Source organism: Francisella sp. SYW-2 (assembly GCF_008711475.1).
Lineage (GTDB): Bacteria > Pseudomonadota > Gammaproteobacteria > Francisellales > Francisellaceae > Francisella > Francisella salimarina.
Genome location: NZ_VXKO01000032.1, coordinates 1 through 23,606, shown reverse-complemented (window position 1 = coordinate 23,606; position 23,606 = coordinate 1). Strand labels below are relative to the sequence as shown.

Sequence of the window (23,606 nt, the reverse complement as noted above, 5' to 3'; positions counted from 1 at the left end):
ATTGTGTAAATCTATCCTACGACGGTCGCTTAGCTTATAACTAAAGCTTTTCACTTTAATTTGACTCCTTAGGTAAAATTATACTAGGGATTTAACTTACAATCCTATGGCTTGACCATAGGATCCAATTATTATGAGCTTTAAATTTGGATTCTACGATCAAGTCGTAGAATGACATTTTTCTTTCGAATTAACTATATATATCCCCGTATCAAACATGATGGTGGGAATAATTTTTGATGGTTATTATTTAGGCTGCCAAACAATATCAAGCTCTTTAGCTGCTTTGACATCATCAAGACGACGCGCTGGTAGATTATAAGGAGCGCCTTTTAGATACTGAGGATCTTTCTTAGCAATATTTCTGATTTCTACCATTGCTTGGATAAATTTCTCCATACTATCAACATTTTCAGTTTCAGTAGGTTCTATCAGTAGACATTCCGGTACTAATAGTGGGAAATACATAGTTGGAGCATGCACCCCTCTATCTATCAAGCACTTAGCAAAATCAGTAGCTGTTACACCATAATTTTGGAACTCAGGCTTCAAAGTTACAATGAACTCATGAGAGACTCTTCTCTCAGGATATGCTATCGTGAAGCCTTCTTGTTTTAAGCGAGCCATCATATAGTTAGCATTTAGAGTAGCTATTTCAGATGCTTCTGTTAGACCATTACCACCAAGCATTACCCCATAAATATAAGCTCTAATTAACACACCAATATTACCATTAAATGCTGATAATCTACCGATAGTATTTAGTACATCTTTTTCTTCTAGCCATACAAATTTATCAGCTTTTTTACCAACCATCGGTACAGGTAAAAACTCTTTCAGCTTATCATTAACAGCTACAGGACCAGCACCTGGACCACCACCACCATGAGGAGTAGCAAAAGTCTTATGAAGATTCATGTGTAAAACATCAAATCCCATATCACCAGGACGAGCTTTACCCATGATTGCGTTTAAGTTCGCACCATCATAGTACAGTAAGCCACCAGCTTCATGAACTTTCTTGGCGATCACAGCAATACTTCTCTCAAACACACCAACTGTAGATGGATTAGTCAACATAATACCAGCAGTCTTAGGCCCAAGTACTTTATCAAGGGCTTCAATATCAATATCACCACATTTTTTAGTTGGAATCTCGATAACCTTCAGACCACAAACTTTTGCAGTAGCTGGATTAGTACCATGAGCAGCATCAGGTACAATAATCTCATTACGTTCAAAATCCCCTCGCTTGTGATGATATGCTTTAATCATAGAAACACCAGCAAATTCACCTTGCGCACCTGCCATAGGAGCTAATGATACACCTGTCATACCAGTTAGCTCTTTGATTAAGTCTTGTAAATCATACAAGCACTCAAGAGTCCCTTGAACACTCTGGACACTTGCATAAGGATGCCTTTCTAAAAATCCTGCTAATGAAGCATACTTATGCGCCGCTCGCGGATTGTATTTCATAGTACAAGAACCTAACGGATAGAAGTTCGTATCTATACAAAAGTTCTTGCGTGATAGTTGTGTATAGTGCCTGACAACATCAAGCTCAGCTTGCTCTGGGAGTATTAGTTTTTTAGAACGAAGCATATTTGCAGGGATATTTGAAACATCTCCTTTTTTGCTAGGCATTACAGATGGCGAGTTTTTACCTCTAGTTTTTTCAAAAATAACCATTTAAATTAACCTCCTATCCTAGCTAAAACTTTCTTGGTAGCTTCTATGTACTCTTTGATATCTTCAGATGAATGAATCTCTGTAGCACAAACCATAATAGAGTTAGCTAAATCAGTATGATACTCACCTAAGAAATAACCAGCATCTATACCTTCTTTTTCCATCTCAGTTACAAAATCTTGCGCATTTACAGGTAAATCGATCACTGCTTCATTAAAGAATAAATCATTAAACCTAGCATTTACTCCATCTAGTTTAGATAATTCATTTGCTAGCTTAGTAGTATTTTCATGAGATACACTTGCTACTCTTCCTAAACCTTCGGCACCTAATAGACTCATGTAAATAGTTGCAGCTGTTACCATTAAGCCCTGATTAGTACAAATATTTGAAGTAGCTTTAGCACGACGTATGTGTTGCTCTCTAGCTTGTAACGTCAAACAAAAACCTTCGTTACCATCTAAATCTACTGTTCTACCTACAATACGACCAGGCATTTGGCGAATATGAGGCATCTTACAAGTCATAAAACCAAAATATGGTCCGCCTGAAGCTAAAGGTACACCCATAGGTTGACCCTCACCACATACTATATCAGCACCATTGTCACCCCATTCCGCAGGTGATTTTAATAGCGCAAGTGACATAGGATTAGTCACGGCAATTGCCAAAGCACCGTGCTTATGTGCCCAGTTAGTCAAAGCATCAACATCTGCAAGCTGCCCTAAGAAGTTAGGACTCTGGATAACTACAGCAGCATATTGAGTATCGGCAAAACTATCTAATCTATCAACATCAGTCTTACCAGTTTTAGAATCCAAATTTACAACATCAACTTCGATACCTTGATGCTTTGTAATAGTTTCAAGTACATTTAAATAAGTTGGATGTAGAGCTTCTGCTATTAAGACTTTTTGTGACTTGGCTTTTTTATTTGAACGAATCGCCATTAGTACTGACTCTGCCAAAGCAGTTGCCCCATCATACATCGAAGCATTTGAAGCATCCATGCCTGTTAAGCCAGCCATCATAGTTTGGAACTCGTATATAACTTGTAAGCCACCTTGAGAAGCTTCTGCTTGATATGGAGTATATGCTGTATAGAACTCTCCTCGAGCTACTATATCCCATATAGCAGCAGGTATATAATGACTATAAGCACCAGCACCTATAAAATTTGCATTATGATGATTCTTATTTGCTCTTTTTCTAGCTACCGTAGCTAGCTCCATCTCATTGATTCCATCAGGAATTTGTAGAGTATCGGCTCTTAACTGAGCTGGAATTTCATCAAAGAGTTGATCTACGGAGTTAGCTCCAATAGTATCAAGCATTTTTTTGATTTGTTCTGGTTTATGTGGAATAAAAGACATATTTCCTCCATGTCTTTGTATATAGAATTTTATAAAGACTAAATAGAAATTCTAAAGGTTTATACTAATTAGTCTTCTAAAGTTTTTGCATAAGCATCAGCAGACAATAGATTTGCCAGTTGAGATTCATCAGAAATTCTGAGTTTAAATAACCATCCATCTCTATATGGTGCATGGTTTACTTGAGAAGGATCGTCACTTAATGATTCATTCACATCAATAACCTCGCCATCAAGAGGAGCATACACATCAGAAGCTGCTTTCACAGATTCAACAACACAAGTATCATCTCCAGCTGAGAATTCTTCTCCAACCTCTGGTAGCTCAACATATACTAAATCACCTAATAAAGATTGAGCATGTTCGGTAACACCTACTGTAACTTCCTCACCATCTACTTTAACCCACTCATGAGATTTTGTATATTTTAATTCATTAGGAATATTCGACATTTTATACCTCCGTATTGACTACGATTAATTATTGTTGTGAAAATATTTATTTTAAATCAAAGATTGTCCATTTTTGACAAACTTTGCCTTAACTAATTCTACTTCTAATTGTTTACCACGTATATTTACGACTGGATTAGCGCCCTCTTTAGGTACATAAGCTAATGCTACTGCAACTTTAAGAGTAGGTGAAAAGCTACCACTTGTTATATAACCTTTCTCACCATTATCAAAATCAATCTCCTGACCTGCTCTAAGCACGCCTTTTGACTTCAAAACAACCCCTGTCCATTTGGTAGCTATACCCTGTGATTTTTTCGCAAGATATGCTTTTTTACCAATGAAATCTCTACTCTCATCAGAGAGATCAACACTCCAACCAAGCCCTCTCTCTAAAGGAGTTGTGGTTGTATTCATATCTGACCCATATAAGTGCATCCCTGCTTCTAAGCGTAAAGTATCTCGAGCACCTAAACCTACTGGTTCGGCACCATTTTCTAATAAATTATCCCAAAAATCTGCTACTTGATCTGCTGGCAGCATTATTTCAAAACCATCTTCACCAGTATAACCAGTTCGAGCGAACATCCAGTTACTAAAAAACTTAAATGTAAAAGGCTTCAATTTAGCTATTTCTTCTGCAATCTCAGTAGTCACAGTATGCTTGACAACCTCTACTGCTTTTGGACCTTGTACAGCAACGATAGCTAAACTTTGTTGTGGAGTTATAGCAACATCTAAGTCCTGAGAGTTTTCTTTAAGCCATGCCACATCCGACTCTCTATTACCAGCATTGACAACAATTCTGAAATTTTCAGAATCAATTTTATAAGTAATAAGATCGTCAACAATACCTGCATCATGATTTAACATACAGCCATACTGCGCTCTACCCGCTTCTAGTTTAGCAACATCATTAGCTAAGATATGACGTAAAAACTTTTCAGCATCTTTACCTTGGATATCAACTGCTAGCATATGTGATACATCAAATACACCACAGTTTTCTCTAACATTATTGTGCTCTTGAATTTGTGAACCATAATTAATTGGCATTGACCATCCAGAGAAGTCTACCATTTTAGCATTTGCTGCTATGTGCGATTCATAAAGAGGAGTTTTAAGCATTTTTCCACCTAAAATTAGACTCGATAAGCAACACTATACATTTTTTTTTAGCTGAATATAAGCGTTTTATTTCAAAAAAATCTAATATTATTCTTCAATCACTTTGATATATAATTTACCATCTTTTGCTCTCTCTGGACCATGTATATCTGTATCGAATCCTGGCAGCATTGATCCTATCTTTTCTAGCATCAATAAGAAGTCTAATATTACCTTAGAATCTTCTGTTACTTTTTCTCCAGGGAATATCACTGGTATACCTGGTGGATATGGTAATATCATCACAGCTGAAGTCTGTCCATATAGCTCTGCTAGAGGAACTTTTTTGACCTTACCTTTTAGCAACTTCTGAAATGCCCTATGAGGATTAAGTCGCTGCTCTGGTAGCACATTAAAAGCATGATACATAAGATTAGGAAGATTAGCCTCTTTCATATACTGATGCAACCTTTCACTAACTTCTTGAACTCTCATATCTTCATAGAACTTAGGGTCTTCAGCATATAATGTTGGTAGCATTTTCTCAACTAATGTATTTTCATCATACATTTGTTTGAATTTATTAAGTACCGATATTAGCCTTACTGATTTTGCCTTTGTAGTGCCTAAACTAAAGATAAATAACAATGAATAAGGCCCAGATTTCTCAACTACAATATCATGCTCATCTAAAAATTTAGCTACTATATCTGCTGGCACGCCCCAGTCCTCAACATTGTTATCTTTTATGCCTGGAGTTAAGATTGTTATCTTAATAGGATCTAGTGATAAAAAATCACCATCTATATTTTTAAATCCATGCCATTTATCAGCATTTCTTAGTAGCCAAGCCTCTTTATTAGCAATATTATCAGGTTGCCAAACATCAAAGAACCAATCACCAGCTTCTGATCTAAGCTTAACTAGCTCTCGTCTAAAATCTATCGCTAGATTGATAGTTTTGTCAATAAGATTATAGCCCTGCTCGCCCTCCATCATTGCTGCTGCTGTCTCAACACTAGCAACTATTGGATAAAAAGGAGATGTTGAAGTATGCATCATATATGCTTCATTCAAAACTTCATCGTTATAATCACCTTTTATGTGCAACATTGATGATTGGCTGAAAGCTGCTAGAAGTTTGTGAGTAGATTGTGTCTCAAAAATTATATGCTCTGGCTTTGGTTCAATCTGCATTGCAGACTTATGTTTATAGATTGGATGAAATATCGCATAAGGTATCCAAGCACTATCAAAATGTAATTTTTTAACATCTAGTTCATGATGAATAGTATCTGTATTATAGAGAATACCATCATAAGTTGAATTTGTGACAACAGCATATTCAGGCCATTTATCTGCAATGCTACTATTATCAATTTTTTCTTGGATAGTTTGGCGCTGAAATTCTTTTTTAGGTATACCTCCAATTATGCCATAAGCATTTCTTGTTGGTTTTAGATATATTGGATTAACATCTACCATCATCATTAGGTGTGTAACTGATTTATGGCAATTTCTATCTACAAGAATTGTATCGCCATCAGCAACACTATACATACCAACTATCTTATTAGCTGTTGATGTCCCATTGGTAACAATCAACGATCTATCAGCTTGGAAAACTTTTGCAATATACTCTTCTGCATCTTTGTGAGCTTCCGAATGATCTAATAAACTTCCTAGCTCTTTCATTGAAATAGATAAGTCAGTCTTAAAAATATTCTCGCCATAAAAGTCATAGAATAAAGCACCCACTGCCGAACGCTGAAAGCCATAACCTCCTTGATGTCCTGGTGTACAGAAAGATGAGTTAAAAGATTTGGAATATTTAAACAGCTCATAAGTTAAAGGTGGCAAAATATCATTGAAGTAGTTTGTAATAGTTCTATGAATAAAATCCGAATCCTCGCCAGCTAAAGCATCATACTGTAAAAAGTTAATATTTAAATTAAAATCACGTAGATTGAGTTTGATACTTTGGCTATAATCAGAAACCACAAATACTGGTAACTTAGTATTAAGATGGGCAATATTATGAAACGCTTCAATACTAAAACTAGTTCTATCAAGAACGATACAACATATTCTTGAATTATCTTCGAGAATCTCTACAACCTCAGATAAATCATCTACTGTTAAAGTATGATATTCATAACTTTGTAGATCTTTTTCAATCTTTAGTAAAAATTTTTCTTTATAGGATTTTAAAGAGTCTTTATATACAAATACAATTGTCTTCATTAGCTTTACCACTTATAGACTATATACTTATGCAGTATACTAAAAGTGAGTCAGATAAAAATATTTTTTGCTAATGAAAATCAGTAAATAATAAATTAGTTAGTATGTTCAACTAATTCTAATTCACCATCTACTAATCTATAGATTTTATTCATACGACTAGCTAGTCTCTCATCATGCGTAACAATTACAAAGCTAGTTCCAAAATCATCACTAAGCTGCTGCATCAAAGCAAATATACTTTCAGATCTTTGGCTATCTAAGTTTCCTGTAGGTTCATCTGCTAAGATACAGTTAGGATTGGTAACTAAAGCTCTCGCAATAGCAACTCTTTGGCGCTCACCACCAGAAAGCTCGGCAGGCTTGTGATGTGCCCTATGCTCTAAACCAACTTTTGTTAGAATTTCATTAGCAAGCTTTATTGACTCTTTTTTTGTATATTTTTTGGTAATAGCTAATGGAATCATTACATTTTCAATAGCTGTAAACTCTGGCAATAAATGATGTAACTGATAGATAAAGCCCAAATGCTTGTTGCGCATTTTTGCACGCTTGTTGACAGACTGATTATCAAATCGCTCTCCTACAAGAGTTACCTCTCCTGAGCTACACCTATCTAATCCACCAAGTATATTTAGTAGTGTTGTTTTACCAGAGCCTGATAAACCTAAAATCGCGACTTTTTCACCTTTATTAATTTCAAGGTTTACACTTTTGAGTATAGCTATATCTGTCTTAAATTCTGTGTAACTTTTTGAGACATTCTTACAACTTAAAACTATATTACTCATATCTAAGCGCCTCCACTGGTTGAACCTTAGAAGCACTCCAAGCCGGATAAAGTGTAGCTAAGAAACTTAAAAACATAGAAACTAAAGTAACCTTAAATACATCCGACCACATAAGCTCCGATGGGATATAATTAATCAGATACACACTAGCACTCAAGAATTGTCTCCCTGTAACATGCTGGATGAAATTAACAATCTCTGTAGCATAAGTCGACAGTAAAATCCCCAATAGAACTCCTATAACTGTACCAATTAAACCAATTATAAATCCTTGGTAGATAAACACAGTTATAATTTGTCTTGATGACATACCCATTGTTCTAAGAATAGCTATATCACTTCGCTTATCAGTCACAACCATCACTAAAGATGATAATAAATTAAATACAGCAACCGTAATTATTAGCAACAGGATAAAGAACATCATTGTCTTTTCCATTTTTAAAGCATCAAAGAAAGATTTATTTTCATCAGTCCAATCACGAGTGAAATAATACGGAGGTATAGCGCCATCATTAAGTTTATTTTTCACGAGAGGTGCATCGTAGATATTTTTTAGGCCTAATTGAAGAGATGATACTGAATTACCAGTCTCAAATACTTTTTGAGCATTTTTGATATTAATCATCGCATAATAAGCATCGTATTGATAGCTTACTGAGAATATACCAGATACTTTAAATTGCTTGATTCTAGGAATCATCCCTGCAGGTGTTAAGCTTACTTTAGGGACTATTAAAGTAACTTTATCTCCTACGGTAACACCTAAGCTATTTGCTAAAGCACTACCTAAAACGATATTATACCCCTCATTATCATCTAGTGATGATAACTTACCTTCTATGATATGATCACCAATTGGTAACACCTTAGTTTGATATTTTGGTTCTATACCTTGTATCTGTACAAAAGCAGTTGTACTACCACCATTATTTGCACTTAACAATCCTTGAGACTCCACGATAGGAGCTGCTGCTGTAACACTTGGCGCACTTTTCTCAACATCTTTTGCTAATTTTGGCCAATCAGTAACTTGCCCACCCATCTGATATACTTTCAAAGGTGGTACCATCATCAAAATTCTATTTTTGATTTGCTGATCAAAACCATTCATTACAGACATTACCGTAATCAAGACAGCAACTCCCAAAGATATACCCAAAAAAGATATAGCAGAAATAATAGATATAAACCGATTACGCTTCTTAGCACGGATATATCTTAATCCTATAAAAAGAGGAAGACTTCTAAACATTTAAGCTTTATTTTACATATAAAATTACCATGTATAATAACATATTAAGGGGCTAAAAACATTTCAAATAAACTTAGCTGAATTTATCAAAAAAATATCTAATTATCAAAATTTGATTAGCCTTGTTAATTTTTACTAATTGTTGAAATATTTATATTGCTATATTATATGCCTCATTGACAAAAAGACATGTAAGTGGATAAATATGAGAAGAAATTTAAAACCTCAGTTTTGTGCTTTACCAATATATTTAGGTGGACTAACTATAGCTTACATAGTAACAGCATCAATAATATCTAATTTGTTGTTCTAAATATGGCTGGCTTAGTTAGGTTTTAATTTAGAAGGTTTATGTTGATCCGCCCCCACACAACTGGACACATAAAGCTATATAACGAGTCTATACATAACTAACTTGAAAACTAACTTCGGCCAGCTATATTTAAACTTCCTTCGGAAAAAACTTAAAATATTTTGAAAAAAAGATAAAAAGTTGAAAAATATTTGACGATTACCTACTTTCACCTGGGCATTGCCAGACTATCATTGGCGTAAGACCGTTTCACTTCTGAGTTCGGAATGGGATCAGGTGGTTCCAGACTGCTATTATCGTCAATGCGTGATATAATACTCTCATTAATTATTATGTCAACTCTATATTTAAGAGTTTTGTTAAAAAACAGGCACTTCCTAAATATCGTTACCGATAACATAATCATCTATGATCAATGGTATTTCATCACCACAGTCTTCATAAGCGTTGATTTCTCCGCTAGCAAATCTTGATTGAAGCTCTTCGTTATCCATATATTCAGTATCAAAATCAACATACACAGAACCAAGCAGATGATTGAACTCATGTTGAAATATTACTGCAGCTATGGAATCTAACTTACCTATAATTTTCTTACTATGCTGGTTATATGCTTCATACTCAATCTCTTTATATGTTGCTAGCTTACCTCTTTTTTCTCCTAAAGCACTTAAACAACCATGCCAAAAACTAACTCGTTCCTCAGACACTTTTGTAATTTTAGGATTTATAAAAACTTGAAAAGGTACACTATCAAAACTTAATGGATATCTTGCATTAGAACTATCAAACTCTATCATAAATATTTGATAAGGATAGCCAATTTGATTAGCTGCAAGTCCTATACCATTGCCTTGCATTTTTTCATACATTTCAGCTATGATATTATGTATTTCAGAACTTTGAATATCATTTACAGGTTTGCACCTTTGATATAGCACCTCATTATTTGAGTCATTGTATTGTATAAATTGTGATTTCATACTAAAAACTACATTTCCTAACTTTACTTAATTATAGGCGCTAAAGGATTACCATACTTTTTAAGATACTCTTTAGCTATCTCTTGAGAACCTAAGTAATTTAGGTGGTGACCATCTAAATATACAGGTATACCATTTAGAGAGGTCTTACAATAACTATCATTACATAAGACCTTTTTAGGATTTATCAACACCATTTCAGGATACTTGGCTTTAAGCTTATAAATCAGTTTAATAAACTTTTCTTGTTGCTTTTGCACATACTCCAAAGGTAATTCACAATGATGAGGATCAAACAATAAAATAAACTTAGCTGTTGAAACAATACAATAGTTATTAAAACCTTTTGGTAGTTTTGGTGTATCCAGTATTACTACTGGAACGGCATGATTTTTTATTATCAATTTTATAGATTCTTCAATGCCTGAGATGTAAGGTTGATTACTTTTCTCAGACCAATCACCACCCAAAACAACATATTTAAAAGACTGCTTTCTTATTAAGTCTTTCAACGCATTGTTTCTATCAATCATTGATACTCCTAATTCTGTATTAGGAAGATTTTCTATAAAAGGAGTACTTCTTTGAGATACTAAGTAGGCACTTTTATGAATATTTGATAACCATACCCCCAACATTGGAAACTCTGCACGAGCGTGAGAATCACCAATAAATAGTATATTTGTATCTTTATCTTGTGAAGCATCACCTATTAAACATTTACTTTCCGGAGGCAGCATTTTTGATGTAAACTCTGGAGATGAGTTTTGTAAAAAACATTTATTCTCATCAACTCTCTCAAAACCATAAATACCATTTAATTTACGAAGATCTACAATCGGCGGTGGAATATTAACAGCAAAGTTTTTGATATATTTAGTACATAAGGCAAATGAAGATGCTAGTAATACTGGGATTATCCATAATACAATTAATGTTTTAGAAAATGGCATCTTAAACTTATATCTAAAAGGTTTCTCTACTAAGAAATAAGTCAGTGTAGCTAAGCAAAAACTAGCAATAAGAATAATAGCCTTGATAAAGTAAGTACTATCAATACTCAGGTAATTGACATAAGCAATTATCGGCCAATGCCATAAATATAATGAATATGATATTAAGCCAATTGCAACCAATGGTTTAAGTGAGAAAACTCTATGTATGAAAGAGATATTATTATTTAAGCCCACATATATAAATAAAGCAGCACCAAGACAAGCCTCTATCATACCCAAGCCTGGATAAAATACTTTTACAAAGAGTATAGGTACTAGCATCAATACAACAGATATTAATCCTAAGACATTTGCTGTCAACTTGCTTAGAGTAATTTCTTTGTTAACTGAATATATCGCCAAAAAGCAGCCAAACAATAACTCAAAGGCTCTTGTAACCGGAAAGTAGTAATACTCTGAGCCATTTAAAAATATCAAAGAAACCAATGACAAAATGGTCAAAATTATACAACCATACAATAGTTTATGATGTATAGACATCTCAACTTGGTTTTTTAGCTTAACAGGAATACTAAAAGCGGCTATCAAAAACAATGGCCAAAAAATATAAAACTGCTCTTCAATCCCTAGAGACCAAGTATGCAATAGAGGTATCAATTCTGAGTCGGTACTAAAGTAGCCAAAACTTAGTGAATGAAAGAAATATAAATTTGAAAATGATCCTAAAGCACTAACTAACGACTTAGAATAATCTCTTAAATCTTGAGGTAATAAAATTAACCATGCAAAAATTGTCGAAAATATAAGCACCACAATTAATGCAGGCAAAATACGCCTCATTCTTCTTAGATAAAAGTTCTTGATAGAAAAAGTTTTATTTTCTAGATCACGAATAATAATACTAGTTATTAGAAACCCTGAAATAACAAAAAATATGTCAACTCCAAGAAAGCCTGACTTAATCCAACTAATATTTAAATGGAATAACACTACAGCTAAGACTGCTAGTGCTCTAAGACCATCTATATGCTTATAATACTTCATTATAAAAATCTACTTTTAATCTTGCTAATAAGTATAGTACAAAAATCCAATCAAAGTAATAACTTTGAACCAACCCATTTGGAGAGTATTTTGCATTTTAGGACAAATTTACAATAGTCTATAAGACTAAATTATCACGGTAGGTAGCATCTAATAAGCTTAACTGATTTGTGAATTTTTATTCAAGAAAATAATAAAAATCTCACTTCCATGATAAAAAAATATTCCAAAAGAGATGTTTTTAAACTATCATATATGAATAATTATTCAAAATAATGAAATATGAAGCAGTTTATAGGTGTATTTTTGATTATTGGTTCGACTATAGGTGGTGGCATCATAGGTTTACCTATAGCTGCTGTTAACTTAGGATTTGTGGGAAGCTTATTGGCAATATGTTTAGTATGGTTAATAATGACATTTACAGGATTATGTATATTAAAAATATCTTATAACCTCCCAGTTAAGCACAATACATATTTCTCACTATCTACCAAATTCTTAAACTTTAAAGGAGCTAAGGTTACTGTTTTTGGAGGTTATCTATTAATACTATATTTAACACTGACCACTTACATATCTGGCATCAGTTCATCCGTAAGCTTATACTTTGCACAAAACAGTAATTTAAGTTACTTATTATCTGGTGTAATTCTAGTATTTATACTAGGTGGAATTACAACTTATAACTCTAGAGTTATAATTAAGAGTAATGTTGTATTTGTCGTAGCTAAACTCTCTCTTATTATTGTAGCTATATTTCTAATTTTTTATTCTACAAGCAAAATTACTCTTAGCATTGATAACTACCCTATTCAATCAATAGGAGCATTTTCATTCTTATTTGTATTATTTAATGCTTTTGGTTATCACTTTATTATCCCAAGTTTAGTAAAGTTTTATGATAATCGTATTTCTTTTAAATCTTTTGTTTTCTTGCTTATCTTTAGTACGACAGTCATAGCACTGATTTATATAGCATGGCTTTTGGCAATATTCTTTACAATACCAGCAGAAGGTAGTCATGGAATGATGAGTATTTATAATAGTGAAAATCAGCTTATAGCTTTTAATAATAGTATTAGCTTTTTTACTCAGTCATACACTATTAGTAATATGTTAAGCGCTTTTCAATTAATATCTATGATAGGCTCTTTCTGTTGTATCTCAATAGGTGTAATCGATGCGCTAAAAGATGCTCTTGGACAAAATGCTTACATTAAGGTCTTAATATGCACTTATTTGCCACCACTAGTTTTAATGAGTCTTTCTCAAAATATGTTTTTAATTGCAATGTCATTAGCTGGAATATTAACTTTCTATATTGAGGTTTTTGTGCCGATTTTAGGTGTTAGAAATTATTATAAAACTTCTAGCAAGGTAAAAGATAAATCTTTATTTAGTCATCAATATTCAAAGCTCTTGGTCTGATCTTGAGACAAACTTGGAACAAAGGAAAGTGTCTATTTATTATTTTATTTAAGTACTTATTTTAAGATGAGCCCTTTTTTATATCTTGGTATAATAGCATAGCTGCTGACGTAACAGATATTAATGATTTCTCTTCTTGATTAGCCGATTCACTAATCCAAACATTACCACTATTTATAACTTCTACTGCTCCAATAGGATTCTCGTTTAATGAGAATACATAACCCATTGCCTGCCCCATTGACAAAGAGCTTGTAGAGAATTTATCTACGCCTGAGATATCAATATTTGTTTTACCATCTGTTACATCTCCTTGCAACGTAATAGAATCATAAGATTGTGACATAATAATTGCTGCCACTTCAGTATTATTGTTCCCTATTACCTTACAAACTAATTGCGGATCATAAGACGACTCTAGACTTATTTTACCTCCAAAAAACTCACCCAGTGTCGCATGATTCCAGCTTGCATCAGATACACACTCTACTATCCATAGATTATCGCCAGACTCATCAATTGAAAATTTATATTTTTGCTCTACTTTAGATGAGCCATAACCTAATATAGTTACATCACTACGCTTAGTCCATCCTCTATGAATGTTAGTAACATGATATTTACCAAAATTAAACTCTCCACTAAAGTCAGAAAAAGCTCGTCCTTCTACAGATATTTTAGTTGAGTCATTTTCTAGCTCTATTGGCATAGCCATATGCGCAGCACAACTACCTAATGTTATAGTCAAAAAAATACTACAAATTGGTATAGAATAATTATGTTTTGTAAGTAACTTATACAACTGAAACCTCAAAAATTAAACTAAAAATCTAATTATATATAAAAACTAAATACACAGAAGTAATTTGAATATTTAATTTTCACAAACCAAATTAATTTTGAGTAAGCTAAAAATTTTTAGTTCGACCTTGAGACAGGTTTAATACAGACACTATTTTCTAAGGATTTTTATCTTCTAGAATGTTTTGAAATTTCCCTTTCAAAGACTAATAGAATCTTTATAACTAGCATCATTACTTTTTAAATGTAAATCTATTGTTGATATTTTTAACTTAAAACCAGGGAATTCTGCCTTAAGAGTTTCAAATATTACCCCACCCAATCCACTACTACTTTCCATCCTAGTGGTTGATACTGTTTATTCATCAAACTAACAAACTTATTTTTCGCCTCTTCAATATGCTCTTTTGATGAAGCTTCATTACCTGTAAGTTTTTGAACTTCTTTATATGCGATATTTGCCAGATGATTATCAGGATCGGTATTTATAACGCCTAATCTAGGTAGTACCTTAAATGTATATGCTTGCCTACTTAATTGCTTAGTTTTATCAAAATCTATTGTAACGGATGTTACTTTGGGTGGTTTAACTCTTAGTGTTATAGTTTTATCTTTAGCATCAATTTTGATATCAGATTCATCAATATTCGTTGATAAATTAGCAGATGCTTTGTAGCTATATTTAGCAGTATTTTCTACTAATGTACCATTATCAGAGACATATAAAGAATTACCACTGACTGTGACTTTTAATGTAGATAATTCACCGATTTTTTGAACGCTAACAACTGTCGGAACTATCTCATTATCTTTCTTACTTATAACAAATAACACTGTAATTATCAGTATTGCAATAATGAGGATATACTTTAAAAATTTAGACATCTATCTACTCCTCTACAGGAAAAGTAAAGCTAGAATAATCAATATTATCAGTATCACTACATATCGCATTTTTTACCTCTGTAATTTTTTATATTATTTGCCCAAGTGTTACGCGCCCATGTAACGTTCCATTACATTTACTCGCTAGAATATACACAAATGCCATTGCTAAACCTTTCTTTAGATTCTACGATCAAGTCGTAGAATGACTTTAGATGTTTTAAATCCCACTCAAACTAACAGTAGTACCCTCAGCTATTAACCTACTAATATCATTAACAAACTCATACACCGAGAATGGCTTTCGAAAATATTCAAACTTAGCGTCAACATCATCTAGAGATACTTTTATTTCTAAGACATTTTCTCTTTGAATATCAGTAGTAGCTATATTTTTCTTGAGGTTATCTAATACTTTTTTTAGGTTTGTAGGGTTTACATTTTGACTTCTAAGATTCAGCTCAACTTTGCTAAAATTCTCATCAATATATTGTGATATCGGTTGTACCTTATCAACACTTAGTTTATTGCACTCTCGTTGTTTATCATAGCTAACTTTACCCTCTACTACAACCACATCATCAACTTGGATATTATCCTTAACTGCAGCAAACACATCTTCACCAACTAGACAATCTGCTCTATCAAATTCATCATCAATATTAATAATATACAGAACTCTACCAGTCTTAGTTTTTCGTCTAGCTGGAGGTGTTATCATACTTGCGATTATTCTGACTGAATTACCATCCATATTTGGTTTTTGGATTTTCTCAAGATCACTAAAGCTAACATGATTACGCCAATGACTTTCACCATCAATAATATGCCCTGAGAAATACATTCCTAATGCTTTTTTCTCATTAATCAAAAGCTCTCTAAGATTCCACTCCTCTACAATACATTCTCTTTCAAGCTCTGTATCAGTATCACTCTCTTGTTCTGTAAAACCAAATAAATCATTTTGCCCAGCAGCAGCCATTTCATTCACATAACCAGCGTTTTTGATAGCTTTTTCGATAGAGTTAAAAGCTGTTGCTCTATTTTTAGATATATCTTTGATAGCTCCTGCAAAACATAAGGCTTCGAGTGCTTTTTTATTAACCTTACGCAAGTCTACTCTACGAGTTAAGTCAAAAATAGAACTAAACTCACCACCTGCCTCACGCTCATTAAGTATACTCTTGATAGCCTCACCACCAAGACCTTTGATAGCACCTAGACCCAATAAAATCGTTCCTTTTGAAGCTGCAATACAATCATAGACACTCTTATTTACATTTGGAGCTAAAACTGTGATACCCATATTCTTAGCATCTAAAATAAATTTAACCAACTGATCTGTATTGCCCATATCCCCTGACATCAGAGCAGCCATATATTCATCAGGATAATGAGCTTTTAACCAAGCAGTTTGATAAGCAATCAACGCGTAAGCCGCAGCATGAGATTTGTTGAAACCATAACCAGCAAAGGCTTCCATTTGGTCAAATATCTCATCGGCAAGTCCAGCTTCGATATTATGATATTTAGCGGCACCTTCTTTGAAGATTTTACGCTGTTGCTCCATCTCTTCTGGCTTTTTCTTACCCATCGCACGACGCAACAAGTCTGCTCCACCTAAAGTATAACCAGCTAGCTTCTGCGCCATTTGCATTACCTGCTCTTGATAAACTGGGATGCCATAAGTCTCTCTAAGCACTTCTTCTAATAATGGATGTAAGTAAGTGGTTTGCTTTCTACCATGTTTGCGATCTACAAATGTTGGGATGTTCTCCATCGGACCAGGACGATATAGTGCTACTAAGGCGATAATCTCCTCAAAATTTGATGTGCCAAGATCTTTGACAATCTGTTGCATACCTTGTGACTCTAGCTGGAATATACCGATAGTTTTACCTGCCTGCAGAAGTTTAAAAGTTTTCTCATCATCAAGAGGAATATCAGAAATATCTAGAGGCGTTTCATTAGCTGGTCTTTTAGCATTGATGCTTGCAATAGCATTTTTGATAATTGTTAAGTTCTTTAGCCCCAAGAAGTCAAACTTAACAAGTCCAACATCTTCCACATCGCCCTTATCAAATTGGGTAACTATATCTCCACCTTTATCTTCACAATATACAGGAGCAAAATCTGATATCACCGTTGGCGATATCACAATACCCGCAGCATGCTTACCCAAGCTTCGTGGTAGACCTTCTAATTTTTGAGCTTTTTCAATAATCTCAGCAACTTCTTCATCTGCCTGCATTTCATCATATAGAGGTTCACCTTCATGCAAGATTTTTTTAAATGTAGTACCTGGTGTTTCTGGTATTAGCTTAGCAATCCTATCTCCAAAACCAAAACTCTGCCCCATCACACGCACTACATCTCGCACCACACCTTTAGCAGCCATAGTGCCATAGGTGATAATTTGCCCAACACTTTGCTTACCATATTTCTGCTCTACATATTTGATAACTCTATCTCTACCTTGGATACAGAAATCAATATCAAAATCAGGCATAGATACCCTTTCAGGATTTAGAAATCTCTCAAAAAGTAAACCATACGGTAAAGGATCAATATCGGTAATAAGCAATGAATAAGCTACTAATGAGCCAGCACCAGAACCACGCCCTGGACCTACTGGTATATCATTCTCTTTTGACCATCTAATGAAATCTTCAACTATCAAGAAATAGCCAGGAAAGTCCATATCGCAGATAATATCGATCTCGCGTTGTAGTCTATCTTTGTAAACTTTTATAATATGCTCATGCTTATCAGCTGGTCTATTTTCTAAAATTTTTGCTAAACGTTTATCTAAGCCTTGATAGCATAGCTTTGAAAAGTACTCTCTTTCTGTCAAACCATCTGGAATATCTACCGTTGGCAAACATGGTTTACCTAAATCAAATGTTACATTACATCTTTTTGCGATTGCTAAAGTATTCTCTAACAATACTGGTAGCTCTGAGAAGGTTTGATACATCTCATCAGCTGATTTTAGATATTGCTCTCTTGTAAATTTAGATTTGCGCGACTCATCAAGGATTGTCGTTTTTTCATTGATACAAGCTCTGATTTCATGGATATCATAATCATCTGACTCCATAAACACTGTCAAATTTGTCGCTACTGCTATGAGATTATGCTTACTTGCAAGTTCAAGCGCTTTCTCGTTATATAAGCCCTCATTTTCATATCCAAGCTTATGAATCTCTACGATATAGTTATCAGCACCAAATATTGCGATATTTTCAGCTATTACTTGCTCTGCTTTTTCAATATCTTTAGCCAATACAGCTTGTCCAAATTCGCCATATTGACCACCATTTAAACAAATAACATTATCTAATTTAGTATCTTTCAACCAACTTTTGGGAATTAGTGGAATTGAGCCGAACCTCTCAGCTTCTTGATATGCTTTTGAAACTAAATCAACAATATTTTGATAGCCTTGATTATTCTCTGCCAATAAAACCAGATCACAAACACCAAACTCAGTATCAATCTTTAGCTCTACACCAAAGATAGGCTTAATCCCATTTGACAAAGCTTGCTTATAAAACTTAACTGCAGCAAATAAATTACATACGTCCGTCAGTGCTACTGCAGGGATATTCTTATCTTTTGCTCTGGCAAAGAGATCACCCAAACGAACAGTACTATCAACAACAGAAAATCCAGTATGGATACGAAGGTGAGAAAACATCTTAGTTACTTATCATTTATAAACTTAGCTACAAATATTACTATAAATAATATTTAAAATCATATCTCTTTACGTATGATAACTTAGTTAATATCTTCTACCCTTATCAACACACAAGGCTAAAAATAAATTGCATAGCTTTTTTCATTAATCTAAAATCACTTAGTTACTTATCTTAAAGTTTATAAAATATGAATAAAAATAAGAATTTATCTAAAGCACTATTAATTTTTAAAATAGTTTTTCTAATATTGTTCATAGTATCCGCATACCTCTATATTAAACCAATGATTAATGCCACATATTTATCAGAGACTCAATATAAAGCTCTAGAAGATGGTTCATTCGGGTTCTTGAGTAAGAGTGAAATGGATAAATTCAATAATAAAACACCTCAAAATTTATTTACTAATTTCACATACAAAGCTTTGAGTCTATGGATGGGATACCATAATTACTATTATGATGTGATAAACACTATCTCTCCTGAACCTGTCAAAGTTAATGATTATACTAGCAGTGAAAAAGATATAGATATTGATACCATGCTAGTAGCCATACTAAAAACCGATTTTAAAATAAGTGATGTGCCTATTAATACCACAGGAAATAAACTAGATTTAACGCTAGGTAAAGGTAATGACAAACAAACATTTTATTTAGCAAAAAATAGTCATGGAAATTGGTATTTTACAAAAGAAAATTTCACAGACACTAATACACTCAAGAAATTTGCCGACTTCAAAAAAGAAAAGAGCCTAGGCGAAGATAATATAAGAAATATATCAATGCCAGTATTATCATACATGCAGTTCATATTTGGAGCTAATGATGCATATAAGTTCAAAATGGCAGATGCTTTAAACATAATGGATACCAGCTGGATTAAGGAGAATATTAGAAAAGATTTTGCTTCATTTATAGCTTTCAGTATGGATAGAGTCTTCAAAACTGCTAAAATCACTATACGAAATATACCTGGAGAAGTTCTTCCAGGTAGTAATTTAGTAATGGTCTACACCTCACCTATTTCAGGCAAAAGTATATATTTAGAAAATATTACAAATAAGGATAGCAAGACTAAAAACTGGATTTTCCCTAAAAATGCTCAGATAGATGGGGTAAGTATATTTTTAGATGATTTAGATAGCAATATAAGAGCTCCTTTTGGATCTAATCTACGTAACTCTATCTGGGAAAATATTCCCAACCTTCTAAAAGAGTATGGACCAAATCTGTATATTAGTATTATATCAATAATCTCACTAATGATATTTTATGTGATTTATAAAGTATTATTTATAGTTTTAAGGCCTATATTTAGAATCACACGTAGTCTTTTTGAAAATAAAGATTATAAAACAATGAGGAAATTAAATATTGCGACATCACTAATAGTATCAATGTATGCTGCATATTTTTTCTTTTTTAACTCATTAATCATATTCACAAATGCTTCCAACTATTTCGATATAATTTTTAAAATTGTATATGGAATTGTAATAATGTTCTTATGTACAGAGATTATGAATGTACTATGCTCATTCATAATCTCTTCTTACAAAAAAGTTAAGGATCAAAATAGATCTGCAAGATTTGCGTTTGCTATAGTAATAGCTAATAAAGTAATTAATCTTATTATTATATTAATAATTGCCGGAATCATAATCGAAGAGCTAGGGATTGATATGATTCACTTCTTAACAGCTCTTGGAATCGGTGGTCTTGCTATTGCATTAGCTGGTAAAGATACAATTGAAAATCTCTTTGGCTCAATAATCCTAGCTATGGAAAGGCCTATAAAAATTGGGGACTGGGTAATCATAAAAGACAAAGAAGGAATAGTTGAAAAAATAGGACTAAGAAGTACAACTATTAGAACTTTCGAGGACTCTGCTCTTATTATACCGAACTATGCTTTTGTAACTTCACAAATTAATAATATGGGTGAGAGAATATATAGAAGATATATGACTACTCTTGAAATTGACGAATCAACACCTACCTCTAAACTTAGATCTTATGTTGATGGTATTAATGAACTAGTATTAAATACCCCTCATATGAGAAAAGAGGGATACTATATACGTGTAAATGATTTAAAACCAGCATCTATCAAAATATTAGTCTATGTTTTCTTTATATCTACAGATTGGGGAGAAGAGCTAGAACAGAGGGAACAATTTATTATGAGCGTACTAGATTTGGCTGAAGAAATCGGTATCAAGTTGGCACCATCACAAAAAATTCAGTTTGATGCTAATTATTCAGAGTAACTCATATCCTAAAAACTTTATTGATAGGTATGAAAACAAAAAGCCTCTTATTTAGTATAATTCTTTTTTTGATAGCAAACCAAGCGTTAGCAAATACTGAACTTGATACTAATATTAAATCAGACTCCAGTAAGCTTGAAAAAGATACTAGAGGCCTTTATCAACTACCTCCAAATTACTATAACATTAATGATCTTGACGATATAACTAAGAAAACATTTAAACCATCAATATATGTAGCAATTAATGGTGGTTGGGGACAACAAACTAACATGTCTAAAGGTGGTGGAACTGTAGTTGCTAACTTAGGATATAGATTTAGCGAATCTTATGCTGTAGAGTTTGTTTACCAAAACTTTCTTGTTAGCCAATATAATACAACCCAAGTTAATAACTACTTTGCTGGGGCTGCAAAATACTATTACAAAATAAATAACTATATAACCGCCTATGCTGCCGCTGGACTTGGAATAGGACATACTAATATTAACGGTATAGCCAACCAGCGTAACGCCCCTAGTAGCTATTTAGATACAAATAATACATGGGGAGGATTTGCAGTCTTCCCAGTGGGTGTAATGTTCCCTATCAAGTATATAGACAACCTTAGTCTAAAAGTAACATATACATATACCATTTCATTCTCTGGAGACTCTCAGAATTTTGTAACATCAGGCCTACAATATTCTTTCTAAAAAAGAATACCTAGCTAAATAAATTGCCTATATGATCATACTGTCAATTTGGAATCACCGGAAGAACACCTTTTATTGAGTACATAAGTATGTCAAAAAACTAAAAATACTCATTATTTTATGGGTTCTTGAAAATTGCTTTTATTTTGTTGTTCCTAACCTCAGAAGTTTTGAAAATTGGAAAAGATATGGGAATCAAATTTGTTTCCACAAAAGAAATTCAGCTTGAATCTAGTAATAATCAGGGCCAGAAATAAAATTTACGATTTTATTTTTGATTTCTATCCAAGACGAAAACTATAATAATCTTAAGCAATAGTGCTAAACTAAAACTAATCCACAAAGCCAATAGTATAAAATGATAATTTGACATATTAAAGTGTGCTTTTAGAAATCCCCATATTGACATACACAGTGCCACTGAGAATGTTATCATCGCTGCCGCTGTACCATGCCCTTTAGTAATATTACTCATAGCAGCACCTGTAGCCATTGGTATAAAAAAGCCTAAAAAATAACATATTAAATGCAAGGTTGTCACAGTACTATATGATGATATTTCTAAAAAACTATATAGAGCTATAAAGATAAATATAATAGCTAAAACACCTAAATTATAGCGTTTCTTATGACTACTATCGGCCTTAATACGATAACTAAATATCCCAAGAATATATAGTAAAGATGTTACCAAAAATACTACAGTAAAGACATCCATCGACATATTTAATTCATCAACTAACAAACCTTTAAATGAGCTCATCAAGACACCTAAATAAAAAGAAAAGAGTATCGCTACAATCATTACATTTAACAAATATCTAGGCTGAGATAGTGCATGAGCAAAGCCAGAGAATATTTTAGATGCTGGAATTACGATTTGTCTTTGAGCATCGGCAGTTAATATCTTTATTGAAAAAATAAATAATATCATTTCAATTGTTGCCATACAAAAATAAGCTGCTCGCCAAGAAATCGGAATCAATAATAAAGCTAAATATGTACTAACTATAGGTGCAACTATTATCATTACTGATAAAACCGAATATGCTTTTTTCATTTGGCTATTATTGTCAGCATTACGTGATATCAATGCTCTAGCGATAGATGAGTAACATCCCGTACCAAGCCCCAAACTCACAAAACCAATATATACAGTATAGATACTATCTGATAGTCCTATACAAACTAAACCAAATATAGACAAGCTCTGTGAAAAAAATAGTACTCTCTTTGCTGTAAAAACATCTGATAAAGTCGCAAATAAAATCGCAGAAACACTAAACATAAAAAATGATAGACTCATAGCTATCTGAGTTACATAATTAGATAAATTCAAATTAGATGCTAACGATGGTGTTAAGGTCATTGAGACTGTTAGAGTCATATACCCAACGTATGTCAGAAAGTATGCTAATAAATTCTCTCTTTTAACACCACTTATTACACGCATTAGCGTTATACTGTAACGAAATAATTACCAAAGGCTGTTGAGTTAATGAAAGCCCTTTTTCATATGTTTTAATATTGAGTATTTTTTAGATAAATCTGACTCAAAATCTTACTTTTGTGTTTCATATCAGCATTTTATGCTGATATGAATACACC

General features: G+C 33.1%; 16 protein-coding genes and 1 rRNA gene. 3 read left to right on the top strand and 14 right to left on the bottom strand.

Going from position 1 to position 23,606, the window contains the following annotated elements; genetic code table 11:
• Positions 1–246: 246 nt before the first annotated feature.
• The 10 genes from gcvPB to F3D57_RS08995 all read right to left on the bottom strand — a co-directional run bounded on the left by gcvPB (position 247) and on the right by F3D57_RS08995 (position 12,210).
• Positions 247–1,692 carry an aminomethyl-transferring glycine dehydrogenase subunit GcvPB gene (gene gcvPB, locus F3D57_RS09040; protein ID WP_150466005.1) on the bottom strand — a complete coding sequence of 482 codons (1,446 nt, stop codon included), beginning with the start codon at positions 1,690–1,692 and terminating at the stop codon, positions 247–249.
• Positions 1,693–1,697: 5 nt separating this feature from the next.
• Positions 1,698–3,065 (bottom strand): aminomethyl-transferring glycine dehydrogenase subunit GcvPA, encoded by a 1,368-nt coding sequence (gene gcvPA, locus F3D57_RS09035; RefSeq protein ID WP_150466004.1) that lies wholly within the window; start codon positions 3,063–3,065, stop codon positions 1,698–1,700.
• A gap of 68 nt (positions 3,066–3,133) precedes the next feature.
• Positions 3,134–3,517, bottom strand: a complete 384-nt coding sequence (gene gcvH / locus F3D57_RS09030) for a glycine cleavage system protein GcvH (protein ID WP_013923583.1) — start codon at positions 3,515–3,517, stop codon at positions 3,134–3,136.
• Between the two features lie 51 nt (positions 3,518–3,568).
• Positions 3,569–4,645 (bottom strand): glycine cleavage system aminomethyltransferase GcvT, encoded by a 1,077-nt coding sequence (gene gcvT / locus F3D57_RS09025; protein ID WP_150466003.1) that lies wholly within the window; start codon positions 4,643–4,645, stop codon positions 3,569–3,571.
• Positions 4,646–4,732: 87 nt separating this feature from the next.
• On the bottom strand, positions 4,733–6,868 hold the full coding sequence (locus tag F3D57_RS09020; protein WP_150466002.1) for a lysine decarboxylase LdcC: 2,136 nt from the start codon (positions 6,866–6,868) through the stop codon (positions 4,733–4,735).
• 95 nt (positions 6,869–6,963) lie between these two features.
• The gene (locus tag F3D57_RS09015) at positions 6,964–7,659 is read right to left on the bottom strand and encodes an ABC transporter ATP-binding protein (protein WP_150466001.1); all 696 of its coding nucleotides are present in this window, start codon (positions 7,657–7,659) and stop codon (positions 6,964–6,966) included.
• The gene (locus tag F3D57_RS09010; RefSeq protein WP_150466000.1) at positions 7,652–8,914 is read right to left on the bottom strand and encodes a lipoprotein-releasing ABC transporter permease subunit; all 1,263 of its coding nucleotides are present in this window, start codon (positions 8,912–8,914) and stop codon (positions 7,652–7,654) included. Before F3D57_RS09010 ends, F3D57_RS09015 begins: the two co-directional genes overlap by 8 nt.
• Before the next feature lie 502 nt (positions 8,915–9,416).
• Positions 9,417–9,531: ribosomal RNA gene (rrf, locus tag F3D57_RS09005) — 5S ribosomal RNA — on the bottom strand.
• 73 nt (positions 9,532–9,604) lie between these two features.
• A complete protein-coding gene (locus tag F3D57_RS09000) occupies positions 9,605–10,210 on the bottom strand; it encodes a peptide deformylase (RefSeq protein ID WP_150465999.1) in 606 nt (201 codons plus the stop codon).
• Between the two features lie 23 nt (positions 10,211–10,233).
• Positions 10,234–12,210 (bottom strand): acyltransferase family protein, encoded by a 1,977-nt coding sequence (locus tag F3D57_RS08995; protein WP_150465998.1) that lies wholly within the window; start codon positions 12,208–12,210, stop codon positions 10,234–10,236.
• Positions 12,211–12,492: 282 nt separating this feature from the next.
• Here F3D57_RS08995 and F3D57_RS08990 point away from each other — a divergent pair, with 282 nt between their 5' ends.
• The gene (locus F3D57_RS08990) at positions 12,493–13,641 is read left to right on the top strand and encodes an aromatic amino acid transport family protein (RefSeq protein WP_150465997.1); all 1,149 of its coding nucleotides are present in this window, start codon (positions 12,493–12,495) and stop codon (positions 13,639–13,641) included.
• A 61-nt stretch (positions 13,642–13,702) separates the two neighbouring features.
• Here the strand turns inward: F3D57_RS08990 and F3D57_RS08985 are convergent, their stop codons facing one another.
• The 3 genes from F3D57_RS08985 to dnaE all read right to left on the bottom strand — a co-directional run bounded on the left by F3D57_RS08985 (position 13,703) and on the right by dnaE (position 19,027).
• Positions 13,703–14,443, bottom strand: a complete 741-nt coding sequence (locus tag F3D57_RS08985) for a hypothetical protein (protein ID WP_191092382.1) — start codon at positions 14,441–14,443, stop codon at positions 13,703–13,705.
• Positions 14,444–14,751: 308 nt separating this feature from the next.
• Positions 14,752–15,327, bottom strand: a complete 576-nt coding sequence (locus tag F3D57_RS08980) for a DUF4230 domain-containing protein (protein WP_150465995.1) — start codon at positions 15,325–15,327, stop codon at positions 14,752–14,754.
• Between the two features lie 220 nt (positions 15,328–15,547).
• Complete coding sequence (gene dnaE, locus F3D57_RS08975) at positions 15,548–19,027, bottom strand: DNA polymerase III subunit alpha (RefSeq protein ID WP_150465994.1); 3,480 nt, start codon at positions 19,025–19,027, stop codon at positions 15,548–15,550.
• Positions 19,028–19,314: 287 nt separating this feature from the next.
• Between dnaE and F3D57_RS08970 the strand changes: the two genes are divergently transcribed.
• Positions 19,315–21,303 (top strand): mechanosensitive ion channel family protein, encoded by a 1,989-nt coding sequence (locus F3D57_RS08970; RefSeq protein ID WP_224728173.1) that lies wholly within the window; start codon positions 19,315–19,317, stop codon positions 21,301–21,303.
• Positions 21,304–21,332: 29 nt separating this feature from the next.
• Positions 21,333–21,998 carry an outer membrane protein gene (locus tag F3D57_RS08965; RefSeq protein ID WP_013923599.1) on the top strand — a complete coding sequence of 222 codons (666 nt, stop codon included), beginning with the start codon at positions 21,333–21,335 and terminating at the stop codon, positions 21,996–21,998.
• A gap of 268 nt (positions 21,999–22,266) precedes the next feature.
• On the opposite strand, the gene F3D57_RS08960 is transcribed toward F3D57_RS08965, so the two are convergent.
• Complete coding sequence (locus tag F3D57_RS08960; RefSeq protein WP_150465992.1) at positions 22,267–23,451, bottom strand: MFS transporter; 1,185 nt, start codon at positions 23,449–23,451, stop codon at positions 22,267–22,269.
• Positions 23,452–23,606 lie beyond the last annotated feature (155 nt).